At 64.3% G+C, this 26,467-nt stretch carries 21 protein-coding genes, 1 tRNA gene and 1 pseudogene; 14 read left to right on the top strand and 9 right to left on the bottom strand.

The window, feature by feature from the left end; genetic code table 11:
* A pseudogene (locus tag KBY93_RS01275) lies at positions 1-117 on the top strand (photosystem II q(b) protein); the annotation flags it as partial.
* A 468-nt stretch (positions 118-585) separates the two neighbouring features.
* On the opposite strand, the gene KBY93_RS01280 reads toward KBY93_RS01275, so the two are convergent.
* A tRNA-Thr gene (locus KBY93_RS01280) sits at positions 586-657 on the bottom strand.
* A gap of 45 nt (positions 658-702) precedes the next feature.
* On the opposite strand from KBY93_RS01280, the gene KBY93_RS16250 reads away from it, so the two are divergent.
* Complete coding sequence (locus KBY93_RS16250; RefSeq protein WP_399222304.1) at positions 703-951, top strand: DUF3493 domain-containing protein; 249 nt, start codon at positions 703-705, stop codon at positions 949-951.
* Here KBY93_RS16250 and KBY93_RS01285 read toward each other — a convergent pair.
* From KBY93_RS01285 to KBY93_RS01310, 6 genes are all read right to left on the bottom strand, one after another.
* Positions 883-1,575: a low-complexity tail membrane protein gene (locus tag KBY93_RS01285; RefSeq protein ID WP_255092429.1), complete on the bottom strand. Its 693-nt coding sequence runs from the start codon at positions 1,573-1,575 to the stop codon at positions 883-885. The two genes, KBY93_RS16250 and KBY93_RS01285, sit on opposite strands and share 69 nt — an antisense overlap.
* A 1-nt stretch (position 1,576) precedes the next feature.
* Positions 1,577-4,945: a translation initiation factor IF-2 gene (gene infB / locus KBY93_RS01290; RefSeq protein WP_255092430.1), complete on the bottom strand. Its 3,369-nt coding sequence runs from the start codon at positions 4,943-4,945 to the stop codon at positions 1,577-1,579.
* A 63-nt stretch (positions 4,946-5,008) separates the two neighbouring features.
* Positions 5,009-5,299 carry a YlxR family protein gene (locus KBY93_RS01295; RefSeq protein WP_255092431.1) on the bottom strand — a complete coding sequence of 97 codons (291 nt, stop codon included), beginning with the start codon at positions 5,297-5,299 and terminating at the stop codon, positions 5,009-5,011.
* Entirely contained in the window at positions 5,296-6,741 is a 1,446-nt protein-coding gene (gene nusA, locus KBY93_RS01300; protein WP_255092432.1) for a transcription termination factor NusA, read from the bottom strand. Before nusA ends, KBY93_RS01295 begins: the two co-directional genes overlap by 4 nt.
* Positions 6,742-6,784: 43 nt before the next feature.
* Positions 6,785-7,255: a ribosome assembly cofactor RimP gene (locus KBY93_RS01305; protein WP_255092433.1), complete on the bottom strand. Its 471-nt coding sequence runs from the start codon at positions 7,253-7,255 to the stop codon at positions 6,785-6,787.
* 163 nt (positions 7,256-7,418) lie between these two features.
* On the bottom strand, positions 7,419-7,697 hold the full coding sequence (locus KBY93_RS01310) for a hypothetical protein (RefSeq protein ID WP_094554800.1): 279 nt from the start codon (positions 7,695-7,697) through the stop codon (positions 7,419-7,421).
* Between the two features lie 137 nt (positions 7,698-7,834).
* Between KBY93_RS01310 and KBY93_RS01315 the strand changes: the two genes are divergently transcribed.
* From KBY93_RS01315 to rpiA, 3 genes are all read left to right on the top strand, one after another.
* Positions 7,835-8,617 carry a metallophosphoesterase gene (locus KBY93_RS01315; protein ID WP_399222372.1) on the top strand — a complete coding sequence of 261 codons (783 nt, stop codon included), beginning with the start codon at positions 7,835-7,837 and terminating at the stop codon, positions 8,615-8,617.
* Between the two features lie 94 nt (positions 8,618-8,711).
* On the top strand, positions 8,712-9,839 hold the full coding sequence (locus KBY93_RS01320; protein ID WP_399222374.1) for a trypsin-like peptidase domain-containing protein: 1,128 nt from the start codon (positions 8,712-8,714) through the stop codon (positions 9,837-9,839).
* A gap of 78 nt (positions 9,840-9,917) precedes the next feature.
* A complete protein-coding gene (gene rpiA / locus KBY93_RS01325; protein ID WP_255092438.1) occupies positions 9,918-10,631 on the top strand; it encodes a ribose-5-phosphate isomerase RpiA in 714 nt (237 codons plus the stop codon).
* Between the two features lie 17 nt (positions 10,632-10,648).
* Here rpiA and hisD read toward each other — a convergent pair whose 3' ends face one another.
* Positions 10,649-11,971 carry a histidinol dehydrogenase gene (gene hisD / locus KBY93_RS01330; protein ID WP_255092439.1) on the bottom strand — a complete coding sequence of 441 codons (1,323 nt, stop codon included), beginning with the start codon at positions 11,969-11,971 and terminating at the stop codon, positions 10,649-10,651.
* A gap of 122 nt (positions 11,972-12,093) precedes the next feature.
* Between hisD and rpsT the strand changes: the two genes are divergently transcribed.
* From rpsT to rlmN, 7 genes are all read left to right on the top strand, one after another.
* Positions 12,094-12,399 carry a 30S ribosomal protein S20 gene (rpsT, locus tag KBY93_RS01335; protein WP_255092440.1) on the top strand — a complete coding sequence of 102 codons (306 nt, stop codon included), beginning with the start codon at positions 12,094-12,096 and terminating at the stop codon, positions 12,397-12,399.
* A 16-nt stretch (positions 12,400-12,415) separates the two neighbouring features.
* The gene (locus tag KBY93_RS01340) at positions 12,416-13,255 is read left to right on the top strand and encodes a TatD family hydrolase (protein ID WP_255092620.1); all 840 of its coding nucleotides are present in this window, start codon (positions 12,416-12,418) and stop codon (positions 13,253-13,255) included.
* 210 nt (positions 13,256-13,465) lie between these two features.
* A complete protein-coding gene (rpoB, locus tag KBY93_RS01345) occupies positions 13,466-16,756 on the top strand; it encodes a DNA-directed RNA polymerase subunit beta (RefSeq protein WP_255092441.1) in 3,291 nt (1,096 codons plus the stop codon).
* Between the two features lie 52 nt (positions 16,757-16,808).
* Positions 16,809-18,713 (top strand): DNA-directed RNA polymerase subunit gamma, encoded by a 1,905-nt coding sequence (locus KBY93_RS01350; protein WP_255092442.1) that lies wholly within the window; start codon positions 16,809-16,811, stop codon positions 18,711-18,713.
* Between the two features lie 75 nt (positions 18,714-18,788).
* Positions 18,789-22,850 carry a DNA-directed RNA polymerase subunit beta' gene (locus KBY93_RS01355; RefSeq protein ID WP_255092444.1) on the top strand — a complete coding sequence of 1,354 codons (4,062 nt, stop codon included), beginning with the start codon at positions 18,789-18,791 and terminating at the stop codon, positions 22,848-22,850.
* Positions 22,851-22,855: 5 nt separating this feature from the next.
* Entirely contained in the window at positions 22,856-23,011 is a 156-nt protein-coding gene (locus KBY93_RS01360) for a high light inducible protein (protein ID WP_255092445.1), read from the top strand.
* Positions 23,012-23,052: 41 nt separating this feature from the next.
* Entirely contained in the window at positions 23,053-24,093 is a 1,041-nt protein-coding gene (gene rlmN / locus KBY93_RS01365) for a 23S rRNA (adenine(2503)-C(2))-methyltransferase RlmN (protein ID WP_255092621.1), read from the top strand.
* Positions 24,094-24,109: 16 nt separating this feature from the next.
* On the opposite strand, the gene KBY93_RS01370 is transcribed toward rlmN, so the two are convergent.
* Positions 24,110-25,408: an AmpG family muropeptide MFS transporter gene (locus KBY93_RS01370; protein WP_255092446.1), complete on the bottom strand. Its 1,299-nt coding sequence runs from the start codon at positions 25,406-25,408 to the stop codon at positions 24,110-24,112.
* Between the two features lie 76 nt (positions 25,409-25,484).
* Between KBY93_RS01370 and KBY93_RS01375 the strand changes: the two genes are divergently transcribed.
* Positions 25,485-25,634: a hypothetical protein gene (locus KBY93_RS01375; protein ID WP_255092639.1), complete on the top strand. Its 150-nt coding sequence runs from the start codon at positions 25,485-25,487 to the stop codon at positions 25,632-25,634.
* Between the two features lie 5 nt (positions 25,635-25,639).
* On the top strand, positions 25,640-26,464 hold the full coding sequence (locus KBY93_RS01380; RefSeq protein WP_255092447.1) for a HEAT repeat domain-containing protein: 825 nt from the start codon (positions 25,640-25,642) through the stop codon (positions 26,462-26,464).
* Positions 26,465-26,467 lie beyond the last annotated feature (3 nt).

Raw genomic sequence — 26,467 nt, forward strand, 5'->3', positions numbered from 1 at the left:
AACCGCGCTGGTCTGGGCATGGAAGTGATGCACGAGCGCAATGCTCACAACTTCCCGCTTGACCTGGCATCTGCAGAAGCCACCCCAGTGGCACTGACCGCCCCTGCAATCGGCTGATGCAACCGGTGGGTCCCTGCGGCCCACCAGCTGCTTCAACTCAATAGCAAGTGAAGCCTCCGCCTTGGCGGGGGCTCTTTTATGGCGTCCACAAGGGATGAGGCCAATTACGATGACCCATCAGTACCAAGTGCTGTCAATGTGCTGAGGCAGGGATTGATCAAATCATGGTCCAGCAAGGTTGGCTTGGCCAGGATCTGAGAAGTCAATTTTTCCCCCAGTCTTCGCTGACCATTGTTTTGGCGACCTGAGAGAGGTAGTCGCACCAATCACTACTTTGCGATTTCGGTTTAATTCTCAGCCGGATCAGGTTGGAAATCCCCTTCACTGGTGAAGGCTGATCTCTGGCTTTGTCCTGAAGTGATCAACAGGGCGCATCCGCATCACTTGTCAAGTTGGCAAAGACCCCAATGTTATTACCCATCCATTCAGGACTGAGCCGAAAGATCCATTCGGCGTGGGGAGAAAAGCCGGTGATCGGACTTGAACCGACGACCTACTGATTACGAATCAGTTGCTCTACCACTGAGCTACACCGGCAGCTTGATTAAATTAGCATTGAGGGGTTCCGCGGGTTTCCGGACCATGCCCACGACACGGCCCAAACCCACGCCTCTGGATCCAGAGCTGCGAGAACGACTGCTGGCGGAAGCCAAGGCCCCTTGGAAAGGGCTGCGACGTACCCTGTGGTTTGCTCTAACCGCTTCCGGAGCGATAGGCCTGGCAGTCATGGTGATGCGCTCATCCGCCGGCTCGGAGGTTGCTTCAGGGGACCTGCTCATCCAGCTCGCTGCCTTTGTCGGCTTTGGGCTGCTGCTTTGGCGCGACCGCTGAGGCGCTGGAGTAGTCCGCCTGGCTTTGGCTGTTCTGCAGCAGGCTGAGAGGATCGGGGAGCAGAAGAGGCAAGCCAAGGCTCAACCGTTCCCGCCCCAGTGCTTCAGGAGTCATGGCAGGGGTACCTGCTACTTGCTCAGGGCTGCGGGTGAGCAGCCAGAGGGCCTGGATCAGCTGCTGCCCTTGCCAGACCAGGATCGCCAGCAAGGGCACGGTCAGCAAGATCGTGACCAGCCGGGACGCTTCTGGCAGGGGAGCGATCGCCACCATTTGGGCGGAGAGTAGATCAAGTCGCCAGATTGCCGGAAGCAACAGCACTGACCAGGCCGTCGCCAGCAGGCGAATGGGGAGCGGCGATTGAAGGGCACTCAGCCTTCGCTGACTCTCGCGGCGGCCCCGTGCCGGAGTCTGAAGCAGCAGCATCGACCAGCAATCCGCCGGCCGCTGCCAGAGCAGCACTGTCGGCAACAAGGCTCCAAGGGACCAGAGCAACAGCCGCTCGATCGCTGGAACCGGACCGGGATCGGCGCCCGAGAGGACCAGCGCCACGGCCAGCAGCTCCGCTGGGATGGCTGCCAATCCGAGCAGTTGCAGCCAGAGCAGGGGTTCGCTGCGCGGATTCACATCAGGTGCTGAGGGTGCGGCGTTGGGTGACCAGCTTGTAAGCCATCACCCGATCACCGTCCTGCCAGTTGGCGAAGCGATCGCAGCCGATGCCGCACTCGAAGCCCGTGGCTACCTCCTTTACGTCGTCCTTGTTGCGACGCAGAGAATCGAGATCGCCCTCGAACACCACCTGCTTGTTGCGCTGGATTCGCACCTTGCAGTTGCGCTGCAATTTGCCGCTGGTGACGTAGCAACCAGCCACGGCGCTCTTGCCGATGGTGAACACCGCGCGCACCTCCGCTTCGCCGAGTGGCTCCTCCACCAGCTCCGGCTCAAGCAGGCCCTCCATGGCCAGCTGGATGTCCTCCAGGAGCTTGTAGATCACGTCGTAGTCGCGCACGTCGACGCCATTGGCATCGGCGGCCCGCTTGGCACCCGAGGCCATCGAGGTGTTGAAACCGACGATCACGGCACCCGAAGCGGCCGCCAGATCCACGTCGGTTTCGGTGATCTCTCCAGGGGCGGAGAGCAGCACGCGCACCTGTACCTCGCCCTGGGGAAGTTGCTCGAGCGAGCCGAGAATCGCCTCGACACTGCCCTGGACATCGGCCTTGAGGATGAGGTTGAGCTCCTTGAGCTCCCCTTCGCTGGCCTGCCCCGACATCGATGCCAAGGAGACTCGCCGGGAGGCCATCTGCTGGGCCAGGCGAGTGGCACGGGCTTCGTTGGCCCGATCCCCCACCACCGAGCGTGCGGTCTTCTCGTCGGGGTAGACCTCGAATTCATCTCCGGCGGTGGGCACTTCGCTGAAGCCGAGGGCTTCCACTGCCGAGGAAGGACCTGCGGTCTTGACCCGCTTGCCGGAGTCGTCGACCATGGCGCGCACCTTGCCCAGCACGGGCCCTGCTGCCAGCACATCGCCGGCTTTGAGGGTGCCGTTCTGGATCAGGAGGGTGGCCACGGGACCCTTGGCCTTGTCGAGGTGAGCCTCGATCACGGTGCCCTTCGCCATCCGGTCCGGGTTGGCCTGGAGGTCTTCGACCTCCGTCACCAGCAGGATCATCTCCAGCAATTTGTCGATGTTCTCACCCTTGGTGGCACTCACCGGCACCATCACGGTGTTGCCGCCCCAGTCTTCGGATACGAGATCCAGAGCCGAAAGCTCCTGCTTGACCCGCTCGGGCTGGGCGCCCTCCTTGTCGATCTTGTTGATCGCCACGATGATTGGCACTTCTGCCGCCCTGGCGTGGCTGATGGCCTCCAGGGTCTGGGGCCTGACGCCGTCATCGGCGGCCACTACCAGCACGGCCACGTCGGTGACTTTGGTGCCCCTGGCACGCATGGCGGTGAAAGCTTCGTGGCCCGGGGTGTCGAGGAAGGTGATGCGACGGCTTTCACCGGAGTTGGAAATGGTGACCTGGTAAGCGCCGATGTGCTGGGTGATGCCGCCGGCTTCCCCTGCCGCCACACGTGTCTTGCGAATGGCATCGAGCAGGCTGGTCTTGCCGTGGTCGACGTGGCCCATCACCGTGACCACCGGTGGACGCCGGATCAGGTGAGCGAGATCGCTGTCTTCGATCATTTCCACCGTCTTCTTGGCGGCCTCCTCCACGTCGTCCTGGAGGACGGGTACGCCGAATTCGTCGGAGACCGTTTCGATAGTGGAGAGATCGAGGGTCTGGGTGACCGTGGCGATGATCCCCTTGAAGAAGAGGGATTTGATGATCTCGGAGCTCTCCACGCCCAGGCGGTCTGCCAGCTCCTGCACCGTGAGGTTGCCCTCGGGCACGATCAGCATCTCGGGCCGGGTGGCCTTGGCTTCACGGGCGGCGCGCAGTTCCATCGCGCGGCGCCTCTGCCGCTGGCGGGTGGTTTCCTTCTTGCGCTTGCGCATCGCCACAACGGGCTTGGCGCCCGGTGTGGTTGGACGGGTGCGCGGCTTGGCCGGCCGGGCCAGGCTGGCCTGGAGCACCATCGCCTCGTGTTCGCCGGCGAAGCCGCCAGTTTCAGCGGTGAGCGCATCATCGTTGTCGCCGATGATGTGAACCTTCTGGCGCTGCTTCTGCGGCGACTTGCTGCGCAGGGCCTCCAGCTTGGCGCTGTCGTCCCATTCGGGCCGTCGTGCCCGGCCAGGCCCTGCGGCCTGGGGTGTACGGAAAGCCGGTTTCCGAGGAGCTGCCGGCGGGGTAGCCGTGGGGCGGGGGGCTTCGGGACTGCTTTCGCTGCGCTCCGGCCGCCTGGGGGGTGCGGCGGCTGGGCGGCTGCCGGGCTTCTGGAGCTGCATCAGCTCGCCGGGGGCCACCGGCTTCCGCATGCCCTGAGGCATGCCGGGCCGCACAGGCGCGCCTGGGCGGCTGGTGCCTGCTGGGCCGGCTGCGTCACGGCGGATCGGTTTGCCCACCAGTTCCAGAGGGCTGCGGGCCTGAGTGGGCCGTCCCACCTGCGGAGTTGGTCGCTGGGGGGCCTCAGCCGGCCGTTGACTCAGGGCTGGGCGGCCCGAAGGAGGTGCCGGACGGTTACTCGTGCCGGGCTGGCCTGGCTGGGGTCGACCCACCAGTTGCGGGCGGACGACGCCGGAGCCGCTGGTCGAGCGCACCGGAGCCGGGGCTCCGGGCCTTTGGGGAGAGGCCGGCCGGGAAGGGGCAGGCGCACTGCCCCTGGGTACGGGACGGGGGCTGGTGGCGGGACGGGGACTGGGGCTGGCCGCTGCGGCCGCATCGGGCTTGCGCACCTGGGGCGGCTCGGGCTTGCTCACCGGAGGAGCAGGCGGGCGGCTCGGGGCACTCGCCGGTTTGGCTGGACTGGCAGAGACCGGTGTGGGCTTCAGCGGCGAAACCGGCCGGGCTGGTGCGGCCGCGGAGGGGCTCTGAAGATTGGCCTGGGGCACCACTTTTCTGACGACCGGCAGCTGGGTGGCCGGTGGGGTGGGAGCTGCCGGTTTCGGTGCGGCGGCGGCGGGGGCCTGGGCCACGATCTCCGGCCTGGGGGCCGGCTTGACGATGGTGGGCTTGGCGGCTTGGGCAGGCGCAGGGGCAGCAGGCTTCTGGGGGCTGCTCGCCGGTCTGACGGCCGGCTTCGGCTTGGCGGCACCTGCAGGACTGGCCGGAGTGGCCGCCTGTGCCGGGGCGGCCTTTTTGAGGGAAAGGATGGCCTTGGCCGGTTCGCTGGCTGGTGCCGTTGGCCGGACGGGCTGGCTCGCTGGGGCCCCGCCGCCGTTGGCGGGGGTGCTGATCAGGCTGCGGATGCGCTCGGCCTCCCCATCGCTGATGGAGCTGCTGTGGCTCTTGACCGCAATGGACAGCTTCTCGGCGGCATCGAGCACGTCCTTGTTCTCCAGGCCCAAGTCCCGGGACAGCTCATAAATTCTGACTTTGCCGCTGCTGGTCATTCAGGTCTCCGATCGGTCGGGGCACCGTGTGCCGCCGAGCCCCACGCGCGGTGCGGCCACTGTTCATCTTGCCTCAGAGGCTGCATGGAGTGGCTCGCTCAGCCGTTCCTCCAGTGCCGTGTAGATGGAATCCGACACCTGACAGCGCAGGGAGCGCTGCAGGCGTTTGCGGCGCCTGGCGTCCTCGATGCAGCTGCTGGAGGGACAGACATAGGCCGAACGGCCCATGGCCCTGGTCTCGGCCCCCTCGAGCACGACCCCATCACCGTATTGGCGGATGATCCGCCAGAGCAGGCTGCGATCGCGCCGTTCCCGGCAGGACACGCAGCGCCGCAGGACGACGCCTCCGCTCACCGCAGTTCAACAGCTGCTTCGTCATCCGGCTCTGCTGCGGCTGAATCGGTTGTATCAGCCGTCAGGGCCTCGCTCTGTGCTGCGGGCTCCTCCGACTCGTAGTCCGATTCGGCCTCCTCAACCTCGGCGTCGCCCTCGTAGCCCTCCTCGTCTTCGGGCAGTGGGTAGAGCTCACGCAGGCGAGCATCCTCCTCGGCTCGTGCGGCCTGCTCCACAGCCAGTCGGGCTTCGGCCTCGGCCTGCTGCCGTTCGTCCTCCTCGCGCAGGGCGATCAGCTCTGCTGCCCGAGCGTCCTCACTGGCCTGGTCGTAGTCGGCGGCATTCTTGATGTCGATCTTCCAGCCAGTGAGACGTGCCGCCAGGCGCACGTTCTGGCCCTCGCGGCCGATCGCCAGGCTGAGCTGGTCGGGTGGTACGAGCACGTGGGCGTGCTGCCCCACAGGGTCCACCAGCCGAACCATCTCGACGCGGGCGGGGCTGAGAGAATTGGCCAGGTACTGACCGGGATCGGGCGACCAGCGGATCACGTCGATCTTCTCGCCGCGCAGTTCGTTGACCACCTGCTGGATGCGGGAGCCACGGGCGCCGATGCAGGCCCCAACGGGATCCACTTCCCGCTCGACGCTGTCGACAGCCACCTTGGTGCGCGGGCCTACTGCCCGCGAGGGAGGATTGGCTTCACGTGCGACCGCCACGATCCGCACCGAACCTTCCTGAATCTCCGGCACTTCGTTCTCGAACAGATACACCACCAGACCGGCATTCGCCCGGGAAACGAACAGCTGCGGTCCGCGGCGGGCCACCTCACTCACTTCCTTGAGAAAGACCTTGAAGGTGGCGTTCGCCCGGTAGTTGTCGTTGGGGAGCTGATCCCGCCGCGGCAGTTCCGCTTCCACCTCAGGCCGGCCCAGGCCCGAACTCACGCCCATAATCACCGACTGGCGTTCGAACCGGATCACCCGGGCGGTGAGCACGGGGTCTTCGAGATCGGCGAACTCCTCCTGGATCATGCGGCGCTGCTGGTCACGCAGCTTCTGGGCCAGCACCTGCTTGGTGGTCGAGGCGGCCATGCGGCCGAAGTCGTCCTTCTCGGGGGTGACATCCAGCACCACGGTGTCTCCGATCTGGGCGTCCTCGGCCACCTGCTGCACCTCGGCCAGGGCGATCTGGTGGTCCTCGCTCTCCACCTCTTCCACGATGATCTTGCTGGCCAGCACGCGGTAGCCCTCCTCGTCGAGGTCGAGGGCCACATCGAAGTTGCTGAAGTAGTCCTCCTCGAAGGGGTCTTCGCTGATGCCCAGATAAAGAGTGCGGCGGTAGCGCTCGTAGCCCTTGAGCAGGGCCTCGCGCAGGGCCGCCTCCACCACCTGGGTGGGAAGCTTCTTCTCCTCACTGATGTCCTCGATCAGGTTCTGCAGACCGGGGAGGAGAACGAGTGCCATCGGATCAAAAGGGGGGTTGAGGGGTGTAGGGAGCAGAAGCTGGTCAATCTGTGGCTGGAGTGACCAGGCGGACGGAGATCACATCAAGGCGGGGGATCCGACTGATGCGGCCGCGCACATTGAGCTGGAGGTTCTCCTCATCCCTCTCCAGCAGCAGGCCTTCGCGAGTGGTCTCCAGGCCCTGGCCATCTCGGAAAAGCACCGATACAGGGAACCCGCGAAAACTGCGGAAATCGCGGTCCTCGGAGAGCTCCTCGCCGATCCCAGGGCTGCTGACCTCCAGAACATATGCCTGGGGCATCAGCTCACTGGCTTCAACTACCTCGCTGAGCACACCGCTGAAGGCAACGCAATCGTCGAGGTTGACGTCCCGTCCGTCGGCGTGACGGATCTGGATAACCAAAGTGAGCGGCAGCCGGTGGGCCTGAATCTCCACACCCTCAACTGCCAGCCCCGAAGCCTCGGCGAGAGGGGTGACCAGAAGCTCCAGATCGGGGATGAGTGGATGGGACACCGGCGGGGCTGGAGAGCGGGTCGGACGCCCGACCGGCCACTGCAGAGAACTGCTCCTGGCTTCGAGGTAGGCCTGAGGCCAGCACTCCAAAGATCAGGGTGATGCCCGCCGGGCATGAAATCGAGCTTACAAGCCGGAACGTCAGACCCTGGAACCAACCGGCTCAGGCCTGAGGGGTGGCCCCGCCCGGGGCGTCAAACAGACCCAGGCTGGGTGCCTCCCCGTAGAAGTCGTCGGCGCCGACCTCACCACGGAGCGCCTGGTCCTGGTTGAGACAGCGTTGGGGTTCTCTGACGTACTGGCAGACCCTGGCCCAGAGCTTGGCGCGGGTTCCAGGGGCCCCTTGGCTGAAGATCACCTGGTCCTGGCCGCCCACCATGCCTTGGATCTCCACTTGGCAGAGGGCACATCGCACACGGGTGCCTGGGGGGATCGAGGCCATGGGCTGGCAGCGCTGTTGCGGCAACTTAGGCTGAAGTCCCCGATCCGTGGCTCCTTCTGTTGCGACCCCTTCAAGAGCGGGGCCACACCAGCCAGCTGGATCCAGAGGCTTCGGCCTCAGGCACCAATCCGCTCAGGGTGCTGCAGCTCAGTGATCCCCATCTGCTGCGCCAGGGGCATGGTCGCTACAGGGGTCGCACCCCCCTCGCTCAGTTGCGCCATGGCCTGGAGCAGGCCCTCGCAGCCCTTGAAGTCTCTCCGGATCTGCTGCTGATCAGCGGTGATCTTTGCCAGGACGAGAGCTGGGGAGGCTATGTCCAGCTTCGGAACCTGCTCACCGACTCGGGCCTGACCCTGGCCCTGCTGCCGGGAAACCACGATCACCCGCTTCTGCTGCAGGCGGTCATGGGGCGCCATGCCGTGCTGGCGCCCGCGGAGCTGTGGCTGGGCACCTGGCGGTTGCTGATGCTCTCCAGCCACCGCAGTGGTGACTGCGGTGGCTGGCTGGGCACCGGCCAACGGGCCTGGCTGCGGCAGCGCCTGCTGCAGGAGAGCTCCCCCACCCTGGTGGCTGTTCATCATCCGCCTCTGCCGATCGGCGACCCCGGCTTTGATGCCATCGGGCTACGTGATGGGGCCGAGCTGGCCAGGATCCTCTCGGAGGCTTCCTCACCAGCCCTCCTGCTCTGCGGCCATGTCCACCAGCACTGGCAGGGCTGGCTTGGCGGAGAGCCGGGTAGTCCCGTACTGGCCTGTCCCTCGACGCTATGTGCCTTTGGAGCGGTGCAACCCTGCCCGCTCGGGCGTTCTGAGGATCCCGGCGGCCGCCTGCTGGAGCTGCATCACGACGGCCGCTGGAGTCAGCGGCTGCTGCGCTGGTCGCCCTGGCCTGAGACAGCGGCGGCCGATCCAGCGGCCTAGCCTCAGCTCCATGCTCAGACCCGCTCACTCCCGCCTCCTCGGTACAGCTCAGGCCCCGCGCAGATCCTGGAACAGCTGTGGCCGCTTGCTGGCGCTGCTGCTGGTGATCTGCCTGACCCTGGGGCTGCCCGCCCGCACCAAGGCGCTCACCCCCGAGCTGCCCCAAGCTGCTGATCTGGCCAGTGTTTCGCCGCCGACGTCTGCGCCGGCCCACAATTTCGTCGCCGAGGCGTCCCGGCGGGCAAGTCCGTCCGTGGTGCGGATTGACACCGAGCGGGAAGTGCCCCGCCAGGCCTTCGATCCGGCCATGCTTGATCCGCTGCTGCGTGATCTTTTTGGTGATCCGGCCGGCAGCAGCCGTGAGCGAGGTCAGGGCTCCGGTGTGGTGATCGACGCCGATGGGTTGGTGCTCACCAATGCCCACGTGGTCGATCGGGTCGATCAGGTGGAAGTCACTCTCGCCGATGGCCGCCAGCTAGACGGCACTGTGGTGGGGGCGGACCCGGTGACCGATCTGGCGGTGGTGCGAATCGACGCCCCGCGAGGCATCCAGGCCGCACCCCTGGGCAATTCCGAAGCCCTCGAGGTGGGCGACTGGGCGATTGCCCTGGGCAGCCCCTATGGCCTGGAGCGCACGGTCACGCTTGGCATCGTCAGCAGCTTGCACCGCAATATCAACAGCCTTGGTTTCGCCGACAAGCGGCTCGACCTGATTCAGACCGATGCCGCCATCAACCCGGGCAATTCCGGTGGGCCGCTGATCAATGCTGCCGGTGAAGTGATCGGCATCAACACCCTGGTGCGCTCCGGCCCCGGTGCCGGCCTCGGCTTTGCCATTCCAATCAACCTTGCCCGGGGTGTGGCCGATCAGCTACGCACCGGCGCTGATGTGATCCACCCGTATCTGGGCCTGCAGCTGGTGCCGCTCACCGCCCGCCGCGCCCGCGAGAACAACCGCGACCCGGAAGCGGTGCTGCAGCTACCTGAGCGCGACGGTGCCCTTGTGCAGCGGGTGCTCCAGGGCAGTCCGGCTGAATCCGCCGGACTCCGGCGTGGTGATCTGGTGGTGGCGGCCGCCGATCAGCCTGTGGCCGATCCCGCAGCCCTTCTGCAGCGAGTCGAGGCCTCCAGGGTCGGCGAGGCTCTGCCCCTCAAGGTGGTGCGGGGTAACCGGGAACTTCAGCTCTCGATAAAGCCCGCTGCGCTGCCGCGAGCGTCCTGAGCTGCCAAGCGCCACCTGGGTTCTCCAGGAGTTCGGGCTTCAGCTTGCTACGGTCGCTCACCCTCTTTTCCACCTCCCATGGCCGAGCTGCAGGATCGGATGAAGCTGGCCGTGGCTACAGCTGCTGTTGATCAGGTCCGCGATGGCATGGTGCTCGGTCTTGGCTCTGGCTCCACCGCCGCCCTGATGATCCAGGAACTCGGCGCCCGCCTGCAACGGGGTGAACTCTCAGGCATCACTGGCGTGACCACCTCATTTCAGGGCGAGGTGCTCGCCGCTGAGCTGGGCATTCCTCTGCAGAGCCTCAATGCCGTTTCCCGCATCGACCTGGCGATCGACGGCGCCGATGAGGTGGACCCCTCCTTTCAGTTGATCAAGGGTGGTGGGGCCTGCCATGTGCAGGAGAAGTTGGTGGCCCGCCGGGCCGACCGCTTCGTGGTGGTGGTGGATTCCAGCAAGTTGGTGGAGCGTCTCAATCTGGAGTTCCTTCTGCCGGTGGAGGTGCTCCCTTGTGCCTGGCGCCAGGTGAAGGCGGAACTGGAGGCGATGGGCGGCAAAGGCGAGCTGCGGATGGCTGTGCGCAAGGCAGGCCCGGTGGTCACCGATCAGGGAAATCTGGTGCTTGATCTGAAGTGGACCGGCGGCATCGCCGATCCAGTGGCCCTTGAGCAGGCCATCAACAACCTGCCTGGGGTACTGGAGAATGGGCTGTTCGTTGGCCTCGCCGACCAGGTGCTTGTGGGCGAGATTGTCGACGGGGAGCCCAGGGTGCGGGATCTGGAGCGGGCCTGACAAGCAGGCTGAGTCGCTCAGTCGAGCCGGCGGCGCACCGAGTCGGCGTGGCTGTGCAGACCCTCGCTCTTGGCCAGGGTGATCACGGCCGGTCCTGTCGCTTCGAGGGCCTTGCGGTTGAAGGCGATCAGGCTGGTGTGACGCATGAACGTTTCCACACTCAGGGCGCCGGAAAAACGGGCGGTGCCCGAGGTCGGCAGGGTGTGGTTGGGACCGGCCAGGTAGTCGCCCACGGCCTCGGGGCTCCAAGGGCCGATGAAGATGGCACCCGCGTTCTCGATCCGCCCTGCCAGGGGCTCGGGCCGCTCCACCAGCAGTTCGAGATGTTCGGGTGCGAAGTGGTCGCTCAGCCGAGCAGCGTCCTCAAGGGAGGGGCAGAGCACGATCAGCCCCCAGTCTTCCAGAGCGGCCCGGCAGAGATCCGCACGGGGGTGATGGCGCAGCTGCTGCTCCAGAGCCTTGGGCACAGCCTCTGCCAGGGCAGGGCTGGTTGTGAGCAGGATCGCCGCCGCCAATGGGTCGTGCTCGGCCTGGGCCAGCAGGTCTGCGGCCACGTGATCCGGATTGGCGCTGTGGTCGGCAATCACCAGCACCTCGCTGGGGCCAGCCAGGGAGTCGATGGCCACCTGGCCGTACACGGCTTTTTTGGCCAGGGTCACGTAAAGGTTGCCCGGACCGCTGATCACATCCACCCGCGGGATGGATTCGGTGCCGTAGGCCAGGGCTGCGATGGCCTGGGCCCCGCCGACCCGATACACCTCCTCGACCCCGGCCAGGTGGGCGGCAGCCAGCACCGTTGGGTCGGGGTGCCCCTGGGGACCCGGGGGAGTCACCATCACCACCCGCTTGACCCCTGCCACCCGGGCGGGAACGGCATTCATCAGCACGGTACTGGGGTAGGAGGCCCGTCCTCCGGGCACGTAAAGACCGGCTCTGGCCACCGGACGCCAGCGGCGTCCGAGGCGTTCGCCGTGCACGCCAGTCACCTCCAGATCGCTGGGCTTCTGACGTTGATGGAAATCGAGGATGCGCCGGTGGGCCAGCTCCAGAGCGCTGCGCAGGTCAGAGGGACAGGCCTTCCAGGCGCGGGCCAGATCCTCCCGCGGCAGGCGCAGGGGATCGGGGCGGAAGCCGTCGAACCGTTCGCTCAGCTCGAGAAGGGCGTGATCGCCCTGTTGCTTCACCTGCTCGATGATGGCCTCCACCCTGGCGGCGGCCTCCTGGCTGGCGGTGCCGCTGGTGCGGCCGGCGATGCGCCCGAGCCTGGCCTCAGCCGCATCGAGATCCTTCAGGAAGTCGATGGCCAGGGCTGGTGGAGTGTCGCTCAGGGTGTTCGGCACGGGGAAAGGCGGTGGCGGAAGACGGCGCCGCCTAGTCATTTTCCCAGGCTAGGGCTGGTCGTCAGGGTGGCGAGCTTGTGAGGGTAAGATCGACAACTGCTGAATCAGCGCTGAACCCGCCTGTGGCCAATAACAAGTCTTCGAAGAAGCGCATCCTGATTGCCGAGCGCAACTGGCTGCAGAACCGCACCTACAAGTCGGCGGTGCGCACCTTGATGAAGCGCTGCTTCACGGCCGTGACCGCCTACAGCCAGGAGCCAGGCGAGGACAACAAGACTGCTGTTCAGACCAGCCTCAACGCGGCCTTCAGCAAGATCGACAAGGCCGTCAAGCGAGGCGTGATCCACGCCAACACCGGGGCCAATCAGAAGTCGCGGCTCAGCACCGCCGTCAAGCAGGCCATTGAGCCCGTTGCCGGCAACGCCTGAGCGGCTCGCCGCCGCCATGACCGTCAACACCATCCCCGCCGTGGCCACCGCGCTTCCGGCGCTCGTTGACTCCCACTGCCACGTTGTGTTCAGCGCCTTTGAGCCAGACCTCGACGCGGTGGCACAGCGCTGGCGTGACGCCGGGGTTGTGTCCCTGTTGCATGCGTGCGTTGAGCCGTCCCAGATTGCTCCGATCCGGGCCCTGGCTGATCGCTTCCCCGAGCTGCGCTATTCGGTGGGAGTTCATCCTCTCGACAGCCAGTGCTGGGGCGCAGGCACCCAGGCGCTGTTGCGCCAGGCAGCTCTCGACGACGAGCGGGTGGTTGCCATCGGTGAGCTGGGCCTGGATCTCTTTCGTGACTCCAACCTCCAGAGCCAGCTGTTGGTCCTTGGCCCCCAGCTCGATCTGGCGGTGGAGCTTGATCTGCCGGTGATCATCCATTGCCGCGATGCCGCCGCGCCAATGCTGCAGGAGTTACGCCAGCGTCAGGCCAAGGGTCGTTGCCCGCGGGGCGTGATGCACTGCTGGGGCGGCACCCCGCAGGAGATGGAGGCATTCCTGGAGCTGGGGCTGTACATCAGCTTCAGTGGAACGGTCACCTTTGCCAAGGCATTCGACACCCATCTCTGTGCCCAACAGGTTCCAGCCGATCGTTACCTGGTGGAAACCGACTGCCCATTCCTGGCACCGGTTCCTCGCCGCGGTAAACGCAACGAGCCCGCCTTTGTGGCCTCTGTGGCCAGCCGGGTGGCTGAGCTCAGGGGCGAGCCCCTTGAGCAGGTGGCCGCCGACTCAACTGCAAATGCGGTACGCATGTTCGGGCTTCCCGGACCATCCGCACTCAATAGTGTATGATGTTTTATTGGACCGGTAGCGTAAGCGCTCCTTTGTCGAGTTCGGCAATTCTGATTCGAGATTCATCAGCGTGAACACGGCAGGGATTCCCCCCTTCCCCTGGGGAAGCCCTGTCGTGACTTTGGCTGTCCTTGAGGCAGTCCGCAGTGTCAGGCGTGTTCCCGCCTGCCCAGCATATCCACTTTTTCACCCGTTCCTGCAGGTCCCCGCATGAGCAGCGCGATTCAGGTTGCCAAGACCGTCACTTACCTGCCCGATCTGGTCGAGGTGCAGCGGGCGAGTTTCAAGTGGTTCCTGGAGAAGGGCCTGATCGAGGAGCTCGACAGTTTCTCCCCGATCACCGACTACACCGGCAAGCTTGAGCTCCATTTCGTCGGCACGGAGTACCGCCTCAAGCGTCCTCGTCACGATGTGGAAGAAGCGAAGCGACGCGATGCCACCTTCGCCTCGCAGATGTATGTCACCTGCCGGTTGGTCAACAAGGAGACCGGTGAGATCAAAGAGCAGGAAGTCTTCATCGGTGAATTGCCGCTGATGACTGAGCGCGGCACTTTCATCATCAATGGTGCCGAGCGGGTGATCGTCAATCAGATCGTGCGCAGTCCAGGTGTCTACTTCAAAGACGAACAGGATAAGAACGGCCGCAAAACCTTCAATGCCAGCCTTATCCCCAACCGCGGTGCCTGGCTGAAGTTCGAAACGGATAAAAACGATCTGCTGCACGTTCGCGTCGACAAGACGCGCAAGATCAATGCCCACGTGTTGATGAGGGCGATCGGGCTCTCAGACAACGATGTGCTCGACAAATTGCGGCATCCGGAGTACTACCGCAAGTCGATCGAAGCGGCTAACGACGAAGGCATCTCTTCGGAAGATCAGGCCCTGCTTGAGCTTTACAAAAAGCTGCGCCCAGGTGAGCCGCCTTCGGTGAGTGGTGGCCAGCAGCTTCTGCACAGTCGATTTTTTGATCCCAAGCGCTACGACCTGGGCCGCGTGGGCCGCTACAAGATCAACAAAAAACTTCGACTCACCATCCCCGACGCCGTGCGAACCCTCACGGCTGAGGATGTGCTTTCCACGATTGATTACCTGATCAATCTAGAGCTCGATGTGGGTGGGGCCTCCCTCGACGATATCGATCACCTCGGCAATCGTCGGGTGCGCTCCGTCGGAGAATTGCTGCAGAACCAGGTGCGGGTAGGCCTCAACCGGCTTGAGCGGATCATCAAGGAGCGCATGACGGTCGGTGAAACCGAGTCGCTCACCCCCGCACAGCTGGTCAACCCCAAGCCATTGGTGGCGGCGATCAAGGAGTTTTTCGGCTCCAGCCAGCTCAGCCAGTTCATGGACCAGACCAACCCCTTGGCAGAGCTGACCCACAAGCGGCGGATAAGTGCCCTCGGTCCCGGCGGTCTCACCCGAGAGCGGGCCGGCTTTGCTGTGCGCGACATCCACCCGTCCCACTACGGCCGCATCTGCCCGATCGAGACTCCTGAGGGGCCCAACGCCGGTCTGATCGGCTCGCTGGCCACCCACGCCCGCGTCAACGAATATGGCTTTATCGAAACTCCTTTCTGGAAGGTGGAGAACGGTTTCGTCCACAAGCAGGGCAATCCGATCTATCTTTCTGCCGACCTCGAAGATGAATGCCGCGTCGCTCCCGGTGATGTGGCCACCGATGCTGATGGTCGCATCCTTGCTGAACTGATCCCTGTCCGCTATCGCCAGGACTTCGAGAAAGTGCCGCCCGAGCAGGTGGATTATGTGCAGCTGTCACCGGTACAGGTGATCTCGGTGGCCACGTCGCTGATTCCCTTCCTCGAGCACGACGACGCCAACCGGGCCCTGATGGGCTCGAACATGCAGCGTCAGGCTGTTCCTCTGCTGCGGCCCGAGCGCCCCTTGGTGGGCACTGGTCTGGAAACCCAGGTGGCCCGCGACTCGGGCATGGTGCCGATCACCCGGGTGAATGGCACTGTCACCTTCGTGGATGCCACGGCGATTGTGATCCGCGATGAGCAGGGCACCGATCACATTCACCATCTGCAGAAGTACCAACGTTCCAATCAGGACACTTGCCTCAACCAGCGGCCGATCGTCAGCCAGGGTGACTCTGTCATCGCCGGCCAGGTGTTGGCCAACGGTTCCGCCTGTGAGGGCGGTGAGATCGCTCTGGGTCAGAACGTCCTGATTGCCTATATGCCCTGGGAGGGTTACAACTACGAAGATGCGATCCTCGTTAGCGAACGGCTCGTTCAGGACGACCTTTACACCTCGGTACACATCGAGAAGTACGAGATCGAAGCCCGCCAGACCAAGCTTGGCCCAGAGGAGATCACCCGAGAGATCCCCAACGTGGCTGAGGAGAGCCTGGGCAACCTTGATGAGATGGGCATCATCAGGATCGGCGCCTACGTTGAATCCGGTGACATCCTGGTCGGTAAGGTCACTCCCAAGGGTGAATCGGATCAACCACCGGAAGAGAAGCTGCTGCGGGCAATCTTCGGTGAGAAGGCTCGTGATGTACGCGATAACTCCCTGAGGGTTCCCAGCACCGAGCGCGGCCGGGTTGTGGATGTACGCATCTACACCCGTGAGCAGGGTGATGAGCTTCCGCCCGGGGCCAACATGGTGGTGCGTGTTTACGTTGCTCAGCGCCGCAAGATCCAGGTGGGTGACAAGATGGCCGGCCGCCACGGCAACAAGGGCATCATCAGCCGCATCCTCCCTCGTGAGGACATGCCTTATCTGCCGGATGGCTCCCCTATCGACATCGTTCTCAATCCCCTGGGTGTTCCCTCCAGGATGAACGTGGGTCAGGTGTTCGAGTGCTTGATGGGCTGGGCCGCATCCCACCTGAACTGCCGCGTCAAGGTGGTGCCGTTCGATGAGATGCACGGCAACGAAACCTCCAAGAACACTGTGCAGAAGTACCTGGAGGAAGCCGCTAGCGAGCCCGGCAAGGAATGGGTCTATGACCCGGAGAATCCTGGCAAGATTCAGTTGATCGACGGCCGCACCGGCGAGCCCTTCGACCAGCCGGTCACCGTGGGGTATGCCCACATTCTCAAGCTCGTTCACCTGGTCGACGACAAGATCCACGCTCGCTCCACCGGCCCTTATTCCCTGGTCACCCAGCAGCCTCTCGGCGGTAAGGCGCAGCAGGGTGGCCAGCGGCTCGGGGAGATGGAGGTTTGGGCACTGGAGGCCTATGGGGCCGCTTACACCCTGCAGGAGCTACTCACTGTTAAGTCCGATGACATGCAGGGTCGCAACGAGGCCCTCAACGCCATCGTCAAGGGCAAACCGATTCCCCGGCCAGGCACACCGGAATCCTTCAAGGTGCTGATGCGCGAATTGCAGTCGCTGGGTCTGGATATCGCCGTCTACACCGATGAAGGCATCGAGGTTGATCTGATGCAGGACGTCAATCCTCGTCGCAGCACTCCCAACCGGCCCACCTATGAATCCCTCGGCGTCGCGGATTACGACGACGATTGAATCCACGCTCTGAGCCTCACCGTTTCATTCGACGTCCGCGTGCCCTTCGGCCATGACCAACAGCAACTCCCGCACCGAGAACCACTTCGACTACGTCAAGATCACTCTGGCTTCGCCCGAGCGGATCATGCAGTGGGGGCAGCGCACCCTGCCCAATGGTCAGGTGGTCGGTGAGGTCACCAAGCCCGAAACCATTAACTACCGCACCCTCAAGCCCGAGATGGACGGGCTCTTCTGCGAGAAGATCTTCGGCCCTTCCAAGGATTGGGAATGTCACTGCGGCAAGTACAAACGGGTGCGTCACCGTGGCATCGTCTGTGAGCGTTGTGGTGTTGAGGTCACCGAAAGCCGGGTCCGTCGTCACCGCATGGGCTTCATCAAGCTGGCGGCTCCTGTTTCCCACGTCTGGTACCTGAAGGGGATTCCCAGCTACGTGGCGATTCTGCTTGACATGCCCCTTCGGGATGTGGAGCAGATTGTTTACTTCAACTGTTATGTGGTGCTCGAACCGGGCGACCACAAGGATCTCACCTATAAGCAACTTCTTACTGAAGACGAGTGGCTTGAGATTGAAGATCAGATCTACGCTGAAGATTCAGAGATTGAGAATGAGCCTGAGGTGGGGATCGGTGCAGAGGCTCTCAAGCGTCTGCTTGAAGATCTCAACCTCACCGAAATTGCTGAACAACTGCGCGAGGATATTGCCGGCAGTAAGGGGCAGAAGCGAGCGAAGCTGATCAAGCGCCTGCGCGTGATCGATAACTTCATTGCCACAGATGCCCGCCCGGATTGGATGGTCCTCGATGCCATTCCGGTTATCCCTCCCGATCTGCGCCCGATGGTGCAGCTCGATGGCGGCCGGTTCGCCACCAGTGACCTCAACGATCTCTATCGACGGGTGATAAACCGCAACAACCGCCTGGCTCGGTTGCAGGAGATTCTTGCTCCGGAGATCATTGTCCGCAACGAGAAGCGGATGCTGCAGGAGGCGGTGGATGCACTTATCGACAACGGCCGACGCGGCCGCACCGTGGTCGGTGCGAACAATCGTCCGCTCAAGTCACTCAGCGACATCATCGAAGGAAAGCAGGGCCGCTTCCGCCAGAACCTGCTTGGCAAACGGGTCGACTACTCCGGTCGATCTGTGATCGTGGTGGGTCCAAAGCTCAAGATGCACCAGTGCGGCCTGCCCAAGGAAATGGCGATCGAGCTGTTCCAGCCGTTTGTGATTCACCGCCTGATCCGCCAGAACATTGTCAACAACATCAAGGCCGCCAAGAAGCTGATTCAGCGTGCCGACGATGAGGTGATGCAGGTCTTGCAGGAGGTGATCGAAGGCCATCCGATCATGCTCAACCGAGCGCCCACCCTGCACCGGCTCGGTATCCAGGCCTTTGAGCCGAAGTTGGTGGACGGCCGCGCCATTCAGCTCCACCCCTTGGTCTGCCCGGCCTTCAACGCCGACTTTGACGGCGACCAGATGGCTGTGCACGTGCCCCTGGCCATCGAGGCACAGACCGAGGCACGAATGTTGATGCTCGCGAGCAACAACATCCTCTCGCCTGCCACCGGAGAGCCGATCATCACCCCGTCCCAGGACATGGTGCTCGGTATCTACTACCTCACAGCGGTGGATCGCAAGGAGAGCAAGCCCAACTTCGGCGACCGCAGTCGTACCTTCGCCGGTCTCAACGACGTGATCAACGCCTTTGACGAAAGGCATCTTGATCTGCATCAGTGGGTCTGGGTTCGCTTCAGTGGTGATGTCGACGATGATGATGAGGGCGAAGCCCCGGTACACGAGGAGACCCTCAGCGATGGCACTCGTATCGAGCAGTGGAAGTACCGCCGCGATCGATTCGATGAGGAAAGTGCCCTTATCACCCGTTATCTGCTCACCACTGTCGGTCGGGTTGTGATGAATCGAACGATTATTGACGCGGTGGCCGTCACCTGAACTGACCTGCTTCAGCACGTCTTCGACTTCACCTGGTGATCCAGGTCTTTTCTCCGGTCTTTCTTGCTCGCTTCCATGACCATCACTCCTTCCAAGCCCAATGTCCAGGATCGCCGCGCTCCTCTGAGCAAGGAACCGCCGCGCTTCCGAAACCGGGAGATTGACAAGAAGGCCCTGCGCAACCTCGTGGCCTGGGCGTACAAGCACCACGGCACGGCCGCGACGGCCTCCATGGCCGACGATCTCAAGGACCTTGGCTTCCACTACGCCACCCAGGCAGCGGTTTCGATCTCTGTTGAAGACCTGCGTATTCCCTTTGAGAAAGCCCGCCTGCTCGAGGAAGCGGAGCAGCAGATCACCGATACCGAGGAGCGCTACCGACTGGGAGAAATCACCGAGGTTGAGCGGCACACCAAGGTGATCGACACCTGGACAGAAACCAACGAGCGGTTGGTGGAGGAAGTCAAGAAGAACTTCAACGAGAACGATCCGCTCAATTCGGTCTGGATGATGGCCAACTCTGGCGCCAGGGGCAATATGTCCCAGGTGCGTCAGTTGGTGGGCATGCGCGGTCTGATGGCCAACCCCCAGGGGGAGATCATCGACTTGCCGATCCGCACCAACTTTCGTGAGGGGCTCACGGTCACGGAGTACGTGATCTCCTCCTACGGCGCCCGTAAGGGTCTGGTGGACACGGCCCTGCGTACCGCCGACTCGGGCTACCTCACCCGCCGCCTGGTCGATGTGGCCCAGGATGTGATCGTGCGGGAGGACGACTGCGGCACGACCCGCGGAATTCCAATTCACGCCGATGAGAAGGGGCGATTCTTCGCAAAACTCGTGGGCCGTCTTGCCGGTGAGCCCGTCCTCGGCTCAGATGGCACCGTGCTGGTTGATCGCGACGGACAGATCGACCACGAGCTTTCCCGGCTGATCGAAGCCGCTGGCGTCAAGACCGTTGTCGTGCGCTCGCCCCTCACCTGCGAGGCAGCTCGATCGGTCTGCCGTAAGTGCTACGGCTGGGCCCTGGCCCACAACGAGCTGGTGGATCTGGGCGAAGCGGTGGGCATCATCGCCGCCCAGTCGATCGGTGAGCCCGGCACCCAGCTGACGATGCGTACCTTCCACACCGGTGGTGTGTCCACGGCCGAAACCGGCGTGGTGCGCTCCTTGGTGGCCGGAACAGTCGAATTCGGTCCCAAGGCCCGGGTGCGCGACCACCGCACCTCCCATGGTGTTGAGGCCCATCTCTCCGAAACCGATTTCACCCTTTCGGTGAAACCGAGCGGCAAGGGCAGGATCCAGCGCCTTGACATCACCGCCGGTTCTGTTCTCTTCGTCGCCGATGGTGATGAGGTTCCCTCCGACATGGTGCTGGCACAGATCTCGGCTGGCGTCGCGGTGCACAAGAGCGTCGAGAAGGCCACCAAAGATGTGATCTGCGATCTGGCAGGCCAGGTGCGCTACGAAGACGTGATTCAGCCCCGCGAGTCGACCGACCGCCAGGGCAACATCACCCTCAAGGCCCAGCGCCTCGGGCGGCTCTGGGTGCTGGCGGGTGATGTCTATAACCTTCCTCCCAATGCCCAGCCGGTGGTCAAGGGCAACACCGCCGTCACCACTGGTGAGGTGCTGGCGGAAAGCCGCCTGGTGAGTGAGCACGGAGGATCGGTGCGCCTGCGCGATTCCACCGGCGATTCCCGTGAAGTGCAGATCGTCACCGCCAGCCTCACCCTCAAGGACTGCAAGCTGGTGGGTGAATCGACCCATTCCGGTGAGATCTGGCACCTGGAGGGCAAGGACAACATCCGTTACCTGCTCAAGACCCAACCGGGTAGCAAGATTGGCAGTGGTGAGGTGATCGCCGAGCTGGCCGATGACCGCTTCCGCACCCAGACCGGTGGACTGATCAAGTACGCCCCCGGCCTCTCGATCAAGAAAGCTCGCTCTGCCAAGAATGGTTACGAGGTGTCCAAGGGGGGCACTGTTCTCTGGATTCCCCAGGAAACCCATGAAATCAACAAAGACATCTCCTTGTTGATGATCGAAGACGGCCAGTGGATCGAGGCTGGCACCGAAGTGGTCAAGGACATCTTCAGCCAGACGGCCGGAATCGTGACCGTGACCCAGAAGAACGACATCCTGCGCGAAATCATCGTGCGATCTGGAACGCTGCATCTGGTCAGCGATGCCAAGATCCATGCCCGCTACAGCGACGAAGGTCGTCTGCACAATCCTGGCGAAGAGATCGCCCCCGGCCTTGTCCCTGAGTCGATGGTCTTCATCGAGTCCGTCGACACTCCCGAGGGCGGCGCCCTCCTGCTGCGGCCGGTTGAGGAATACCCCATTCCCGACCAGGCTCACCTGCCCGAGCTGGGCAGCGTCAAGCAGAACGGCGGTCCCTTCCTGGGGCTCAAGGCCACCCAGCGCCTCACCTTCAAGGACGGTGAACTGATCAAGTCGGTGGATGGAGTCGAGCTGCTGCGCACCCAGCTGATCCTCGACACTTTCGACACCACTCCACAGATGACGGTGGATGTGGAGGCTGTCCCCGATAAACGGGCCAAGACGATCGAGCGGCTCCAACTGGTGATCCTCGAAACCTTGCTGGTCCGCCGCGACACCCTCTCCGATGCCAGCCATGGTTCCACCCACACCGAGCTGCAGGTGGAGGACGGCAGCAGCGTCAAGAGCGGCGATGTGGTTGCCACCACCCAGATCCTCTGCAAGGAAGACGGTGTGGTGCAACTGCCTGATCCGGTGGAAGGGGAGCCGGTACGACGTCTGATCGTCGAACGTGAGGGCGACACCCGCGACCTCGATATCGGCAGCGCTGAGTTGGCCGTGACTGTGGGCCAGCGTCTGGTTGATGGCGAACCTCTCGCCAGCGGTATCGAGGCTCCCTGCTGCGGTCAGGTGGAAGCTATCGCCGGCAGCCTTATCACCATCCGTCTGGGCCGTCCTTACATGGTCTCGCCGGATTCGGTGCTGCATGTCCGCGACGGTGAGCTTGTTCAGCGGGGGGATGCCCTGGCCCTGCTGGTGTTCGAGCGCCAGAAGACCGGAGACATCGTCCAGGGTCTGCCCAGGATCGAAGAGCTGTTGGAAGCCCGGCGACCGCGGGAATCCGCGGTGCTCTGCCGCAAACCCGGCACCGTCACCATCAAGCAGGGCGAAGACGACGACTCAATCACTGTCTCCGTGATCGAGCATGACGATGTCAGCACCGACTATCCGATCCTGCTCGGGCGCAATGTGATGGTGAACGACGGCCAGCAGGTGACGGCCGGTGAAATGCTCACCGATGGTCCGATCAATCCCCACGAACTGCTGGAGTGCTACTTCGAGGACCTCAGAAGCCGCAAGCCCTCGATGGAGGCGGCCCAGGAGGCCATCTCCAAGCTGCAGTTCCGGATGGTGCAGGAAGTGCAGAACGTCTACAAATCCCAGGGGGTCACCATCGATGACAAGCACATCGAAGTGATCGTGCGCCAGATGACCAGCAAGGTACGAATCGAGGATGCCGGTGACACCACCCTGCTCCCCGGTGAGCTGATCGAGCTGCGCCAGGTGGAGCAGGTGAACCAGGCGATGGCCATCACCGGCGGCGCTCCCGCCGAGTTCACACCGGTTCTGCTGGGCATCACCAAGGCCTCGCTCAACACCGACAGCTTCATCTCCGCCGCCAGCTTCCAGGAGACCACCCGGGTGCTCACGGAAGCGGCGATCGAAGGTAAGAGCGACTGGTTGCGCGGTCTCAAGGAGAACGTGATCATCGGCCGCCTCATCCCTGCCGGCACCGGATTCGGTGGCTTCGAGGAGGAACTGCGAGCTGAAGCCGGCCCCCACCCCGACATCCTCGACGAGGAGGCCGGCAGTTACCGCCGTGTGGCCAACCTCCGTCCGGACTACACCGTGGAGATGCCTGCTGCGGCCCCTGTCACCAAGGCGGTGCTGGAGGACCCTTCCGAGGACGAGCTCGATGCGGTCCGCAGCAAGCGGGGCATCGAAGCTGCTGCCAGCTCTTTTGCGGCCTTTGCCCGGCCGGCCCAGGAGGAAGGACTGGAGGAAGAGCTCATCCCTGATCCCGCGGCCCTTGAGGGTCTGCAGGAAGAGGGTCTACTCACGGAGGACTGAACCCCTTGCTGAACCCCACCCTTGTTCCGAAGCGGCGACTGCCCCGCTTCGGCTTCCACACCCACACGGAGCGGCTGAATGGCCGGCTGGCCATGCTCGGCTTCATCGCCTTGGTGGCGGTGGAGCGGTGGCTTGGCCATGGTCTGCTGATCTGGTCGTGATCGCCTGGGCCCCCTCGCCCCAGCCCGTGCCCCTGCTGGGAATGGGCCTGGGCGAACTGGAGGCCTGGGCCATCAGTCAGGGGCAGCCCGCCTTTCGTGGACGCCAGTTGCATGACTGGATCTACGCCAAGGGTGTCCGGCACCTGTCCGAGATCAGTGCGCTGCCCAAGGCCTGGCGCGAGAGTCTGGCGGCGGGCCCCGACCCTGCTGGCCCCGATCTGATCGGCCGCTCCAGGGAACTCCAGCGCCGCGTGGCCCAGGACGGCACCACCAAGCTGCTGCTGGGGACTGCCGATGGTCTCAGCCTCGAAACCGTGGGCATTCCCTCGCGCGATCGCCTCACGGTATGTGTCTCGAGTCAGGTGGGCTGTCCGATGGCCTGTCGCTTCTGTGCCACCGGCAAGGGCGGCCTGCAACGCTCCCTGGCGGTTCATGAGATCGTTGATCAGGTGCTGTGCGTGCGCGAGGTGATGGAGCGCCGCCCCAGCCACGTGGTGTTCATGGGCATGGGCGAACCTCTGCTCACGATTGATTCGGTGTTGGGGGCCATTCACTGCCTCTGCACCGACCTTGGTATGGCTCAGCGCCAGATCACGGTGAGCACAGTGGGGGTGCCCAGCACTTTGCCCACCCTGGCCGAGCTGGCCCTGGAGCGGCTCGGCCGGGCCCAGTTCACCCTGGCGGTGAGCCTGCATGCCCCGGATCAGGATCTTCGGGAGCAGCTGATTCCCACGGCCCATGCCTACCCCCTGGAGGATCTGCTTGACGACTGCCGCCGCTACGTGGAGATCACGGGCCGGCGAGTGAGCTTCGAGTACATCCTGCTGGGGGGGCTCAACGACCATCCCCGCCAGGCGGCGGCACTGGCGTCGCTGTTGCGTGGGTTCCAGAGCCACGTGAACCTGATCGCCTACAACCCGATCGAGGAGGAAGACTTTCAACGTCCCAGCCCCGAACGGGTGGAGGCCTTCCGGCGGGTGCTGCTGGACCGACATGTGGCAGTGAGCGTGCGCGCCAGCCGCGGCCTCGACGAGGATGCCGCCTGCGGTCAACTGCGCCGCCGAAGCGTCGCCGCGGTTTGATCGGTGGGGAGCTTGCTCATGTGGGATCGCGCTGCGGGTCGAAGGCGCCCTTGGCGCCGCTGCCGTTCCAGGGCGTGAGCCGCGTCATCAACAGAAACGCCGGCAGGGAAGCAGCGGCGGTGAAAAGGAAGAAGCTCGGCCAGCCCACCCGCTCGGCTGCCACCCCGGCGGGCGCTGCCAGCACCGAGCGGCTCATTGCGTAGACGCCTGAGAGCAGGGCGTATTGAGTGGCGGAGAAGCGGGGATTGCAGAGGCTCATCAGCAGAGCCACGAAAACCGCGCCCACCATGCCGCCGGAGAGGTTCTCGAGGCTCACGGCCGTGATCAGACCCGCCAGCCCGCTGCCGAAGCTGGCCAGAGCCCAGTAGCTGAGGTTGCCGATTGCTCCTGCGGCGGCGAACAACCAGAGCGAGCGGTTCATCCCCAGGCGACTGAACAGCCATCCGCCCAGCACCGTGCCGGCGATGGTGGCGCCGATCGCCCAGCCTCCCTGCACCAGGCCGATGTCGGCCGCGCTGAACCCCTTGGCGGTGAGGAAGGGGATGGCCATGGCACTGAGCAGTCCGTCGGGCCAGCGGTAGAGCAGCACCAGCAGCAGCAGCTGCCAGGCCCGGTTCGGGCCGCTGCGGCGCAGAAATTCCCGTGCTGGGCCCAGGACCGCCTGCCGCAGGCTGGTGACCGGGTGCTGGATCGGGGTCAGCCGTGGCGCCGCGAGCGTGAACGGCACCACCGCCGCCATCAGTGCGGCCGCGCCGAGAAAGGCCACCGGCCAACCGAACCGCCCCGCCAGGAGGAAGCCTCCTGCTCCGATCGCGAGCATGGCGCTGCGGTAGCCAAGCGAGGCCGCCGCCGCCCCCGGACCGCGCTCCAGTTCTGGCAGCAGGTCGGTGCGGTAGGCGTCCACGGCGATGTCCTGGGTGGCGCTGCAGACCGCCAGCACCAGGGCCATCAGCCCGATCGCGGCAAGACTGACCGGATCAAGGCTTGGGCGCAGCAGGGCCATGCTGCCGATTACGATCACCAGGGTGAGCTGCAGCAGCAGCAGCCAGCCGCGGCGGCGATCCGGCCAGGGGATCGGCCAGCGGTCGAGCAGCGGCGCCCAGAACAGCTTCAAGGTGTAAGGCAGCTCCGCCAGCGGGATCAGCCCGATCAGAGCCAGCGGCACCTGGCTGGCGCTCAGCCAGCCCTGGAGCAGCCGGCTGCCAACCATGTAAGGGGTGCCGCTGGCCACGCCCTGGGCAGCGACGGCCATCAGCCGCTGCCAGGTGGGACCTGCGGCCTCTGGGAAGGATCCAGGACTGGAATCAGACGGCACGGCAGCGGCACGGTTGGCCGAACCCTACGGAGCGACCCGCCGGGGTCAAGCCGGCAGGCCGCGGCCTGCCATCAGAATGACCTGGAAATGTGGTTTAGCTGTGTCGTTCTTCCGCTCCGTCCTCCTGCCGTTGGTGATCGTGGCCCTGTTTGCCCTGGCGCTGTTCGCGGTGAGTGCCAGGATCTGGTTGCCGGGTGACATGGCCGCCCCCGCTCCGATCGGCTGAGGGCCATGACCGACCAAGCCAATCCTGATCCCGGCGTTTCCCCGCCCCCCTACTCCTACGGTCCAGCTGAGCTGGCCTTCGACCCGGAATTGCTGGCCGGCGAACTCGCCCAGGAGCTGCTGGGTGATCCGCTCGAAGACCTTGATGCGCTCGAGCCCGCCGAGTCGGATATCGCCGCGGAATGTGACCTGGGACTGGAGTGGCTCAAGGGCGGCCATGACCAGCGCATGCAGGGGATGCGCATCTTCTGTGAACACCGCGATCCCCGGGCGATTCCGCTGTTGCTCCCCCTGCTGGAGGCCACCTGTCCAATCCTGCGCATGAGCGCGGTCTATGCCCTGGGCCGCAATCCCGATCCCCGTGCCGTGGCGCCGCTGCTGGCCTTGCTGCAGGACGACAGCAACGGCTATGTGCGCAAGGCGGTGGCCTGGAGCCTGGGCAACTACCCCGAGTCGCCCGTGCTCAACCCCCTGATCCGCTCCCTCCAGACCGACATCGCCGCGGTGAGACTGTGGGCGGCGGGGTCGCTTGCGGATGTAGGAGGCACAGGGGCGGCCAAGGCCGATCAGGCCGCCGCCCAGTTGCTGGTGAGCCTGCGCATCGATTCCGAGCCCGTGGTGCGCAGCAACAGCGCCTGGTCGCTCGGACGTCTCTTCGATCATCTGGTGGATCCACGCCAGGCGGAACTGGTGGAAACGCTGGTGGCGGTGATGCTTCAGGACGGTGATTCCACGGTGCGGGATGAGGCGCGGGTTGCGCTGGAGCAGTTGGAGCGTCCGGCGGTGCTGGAGCGGCTGCAGATCCTCGTGGAGGACGGCTTGATCAACTGATTC

The sequence above is a fragment of the Synechococcus sp. J7-Johnson genome (assembly GCF_024345795.1).
GTDB lineage: Bacteria > Cyanobacteriota > Cyanobacteriia > PCC-6307 > Cyanobiaceae > Regnicoccus_A.

Bases quoted from the DNA above. Each gene is read 5' to 3' on its own strand.
- rlmN (WP_255092621.1), top strand. From the start codon at position 23,053: ATGGGCCTGGGCGAACTGGAGGCCTGGGCCATCAGTCAGGGGCAGCCC.
- KBY93_RS01380 (WP_255092447.1), top strand. From the start codon at position 25,640: ATGACCGACCAAGCCAATCCTGATCCCGGCGTTTCCCCGCCCCCCTAC.
- KBY93_RS16250 (WP_399222304.1), top strand. From the start codon at position 703: ATGCCCACGACACGGCCCAAACCCACGCCTCTGGATCCAGAGCTGCGA.
- KBY93_RS01340 (WP_255092620.1), top strand. From the start codon at position 12,416: ATGACCGTCAACACCATCCCCGCCGTGGCCACCGCGCTTCCGGCGCTC.
- infB (WP_255092430.1), bottom strand. From the start codon at position 4,945: ATGACCAGCAGCGGCAAAGTCAGAATTTATGAGCTGTCCCGGGACTTG.
- rpoB (WP_255092441.1), top strand. From the start codon at position 13,466: ATGAGCAGCGCGATTCAGGTTGCCAAGACCGTCACTTACCTGCCCGAT.
- rpiA (WP_255092438.1), top strand. From the start codon at position 9,918: ATGGCCGAGCTGCAGGATCGGATGAAGCTGGCCGTGGCTACAGCTGCT.
- KBY93_RS01355 (WP_255092444.1), top strand. From the start codon at position 18,789: ATGACCATCACTCCTTCCAAGCCCAATGTCCAGGATCGCCGCGCTCCT.
- nusA (WP_255092432.1), bottom strand. From the start codon at position 6,741: ATGGCACTCGTTCTCCTCCCCGGTCTGCAGAACCTGATCGAGGACATC.
- KBY93_RS01375 (WP_255092639.1), top strand. From the start codon at position 25,485: ATGACCTGGAAATGTGGTTTAGCTGTGTCGTTCTTCCGCTCCGTCCTC.
- KBY93_RS01310 (WP_094554800.1), bottom strand. From the start codon at position 7,697: ATGGCCTCGATCCCCCCAGGCACCCGTGTGCGATGTGCCCTCTGCCAA.
- KBY93_RS01350 (WP_255092442.1), top strand. From the start codon at position 16,809: ATGACCAACAGCAACTCCCGCACCGAGAACCACTTCGACTACGTCAAG.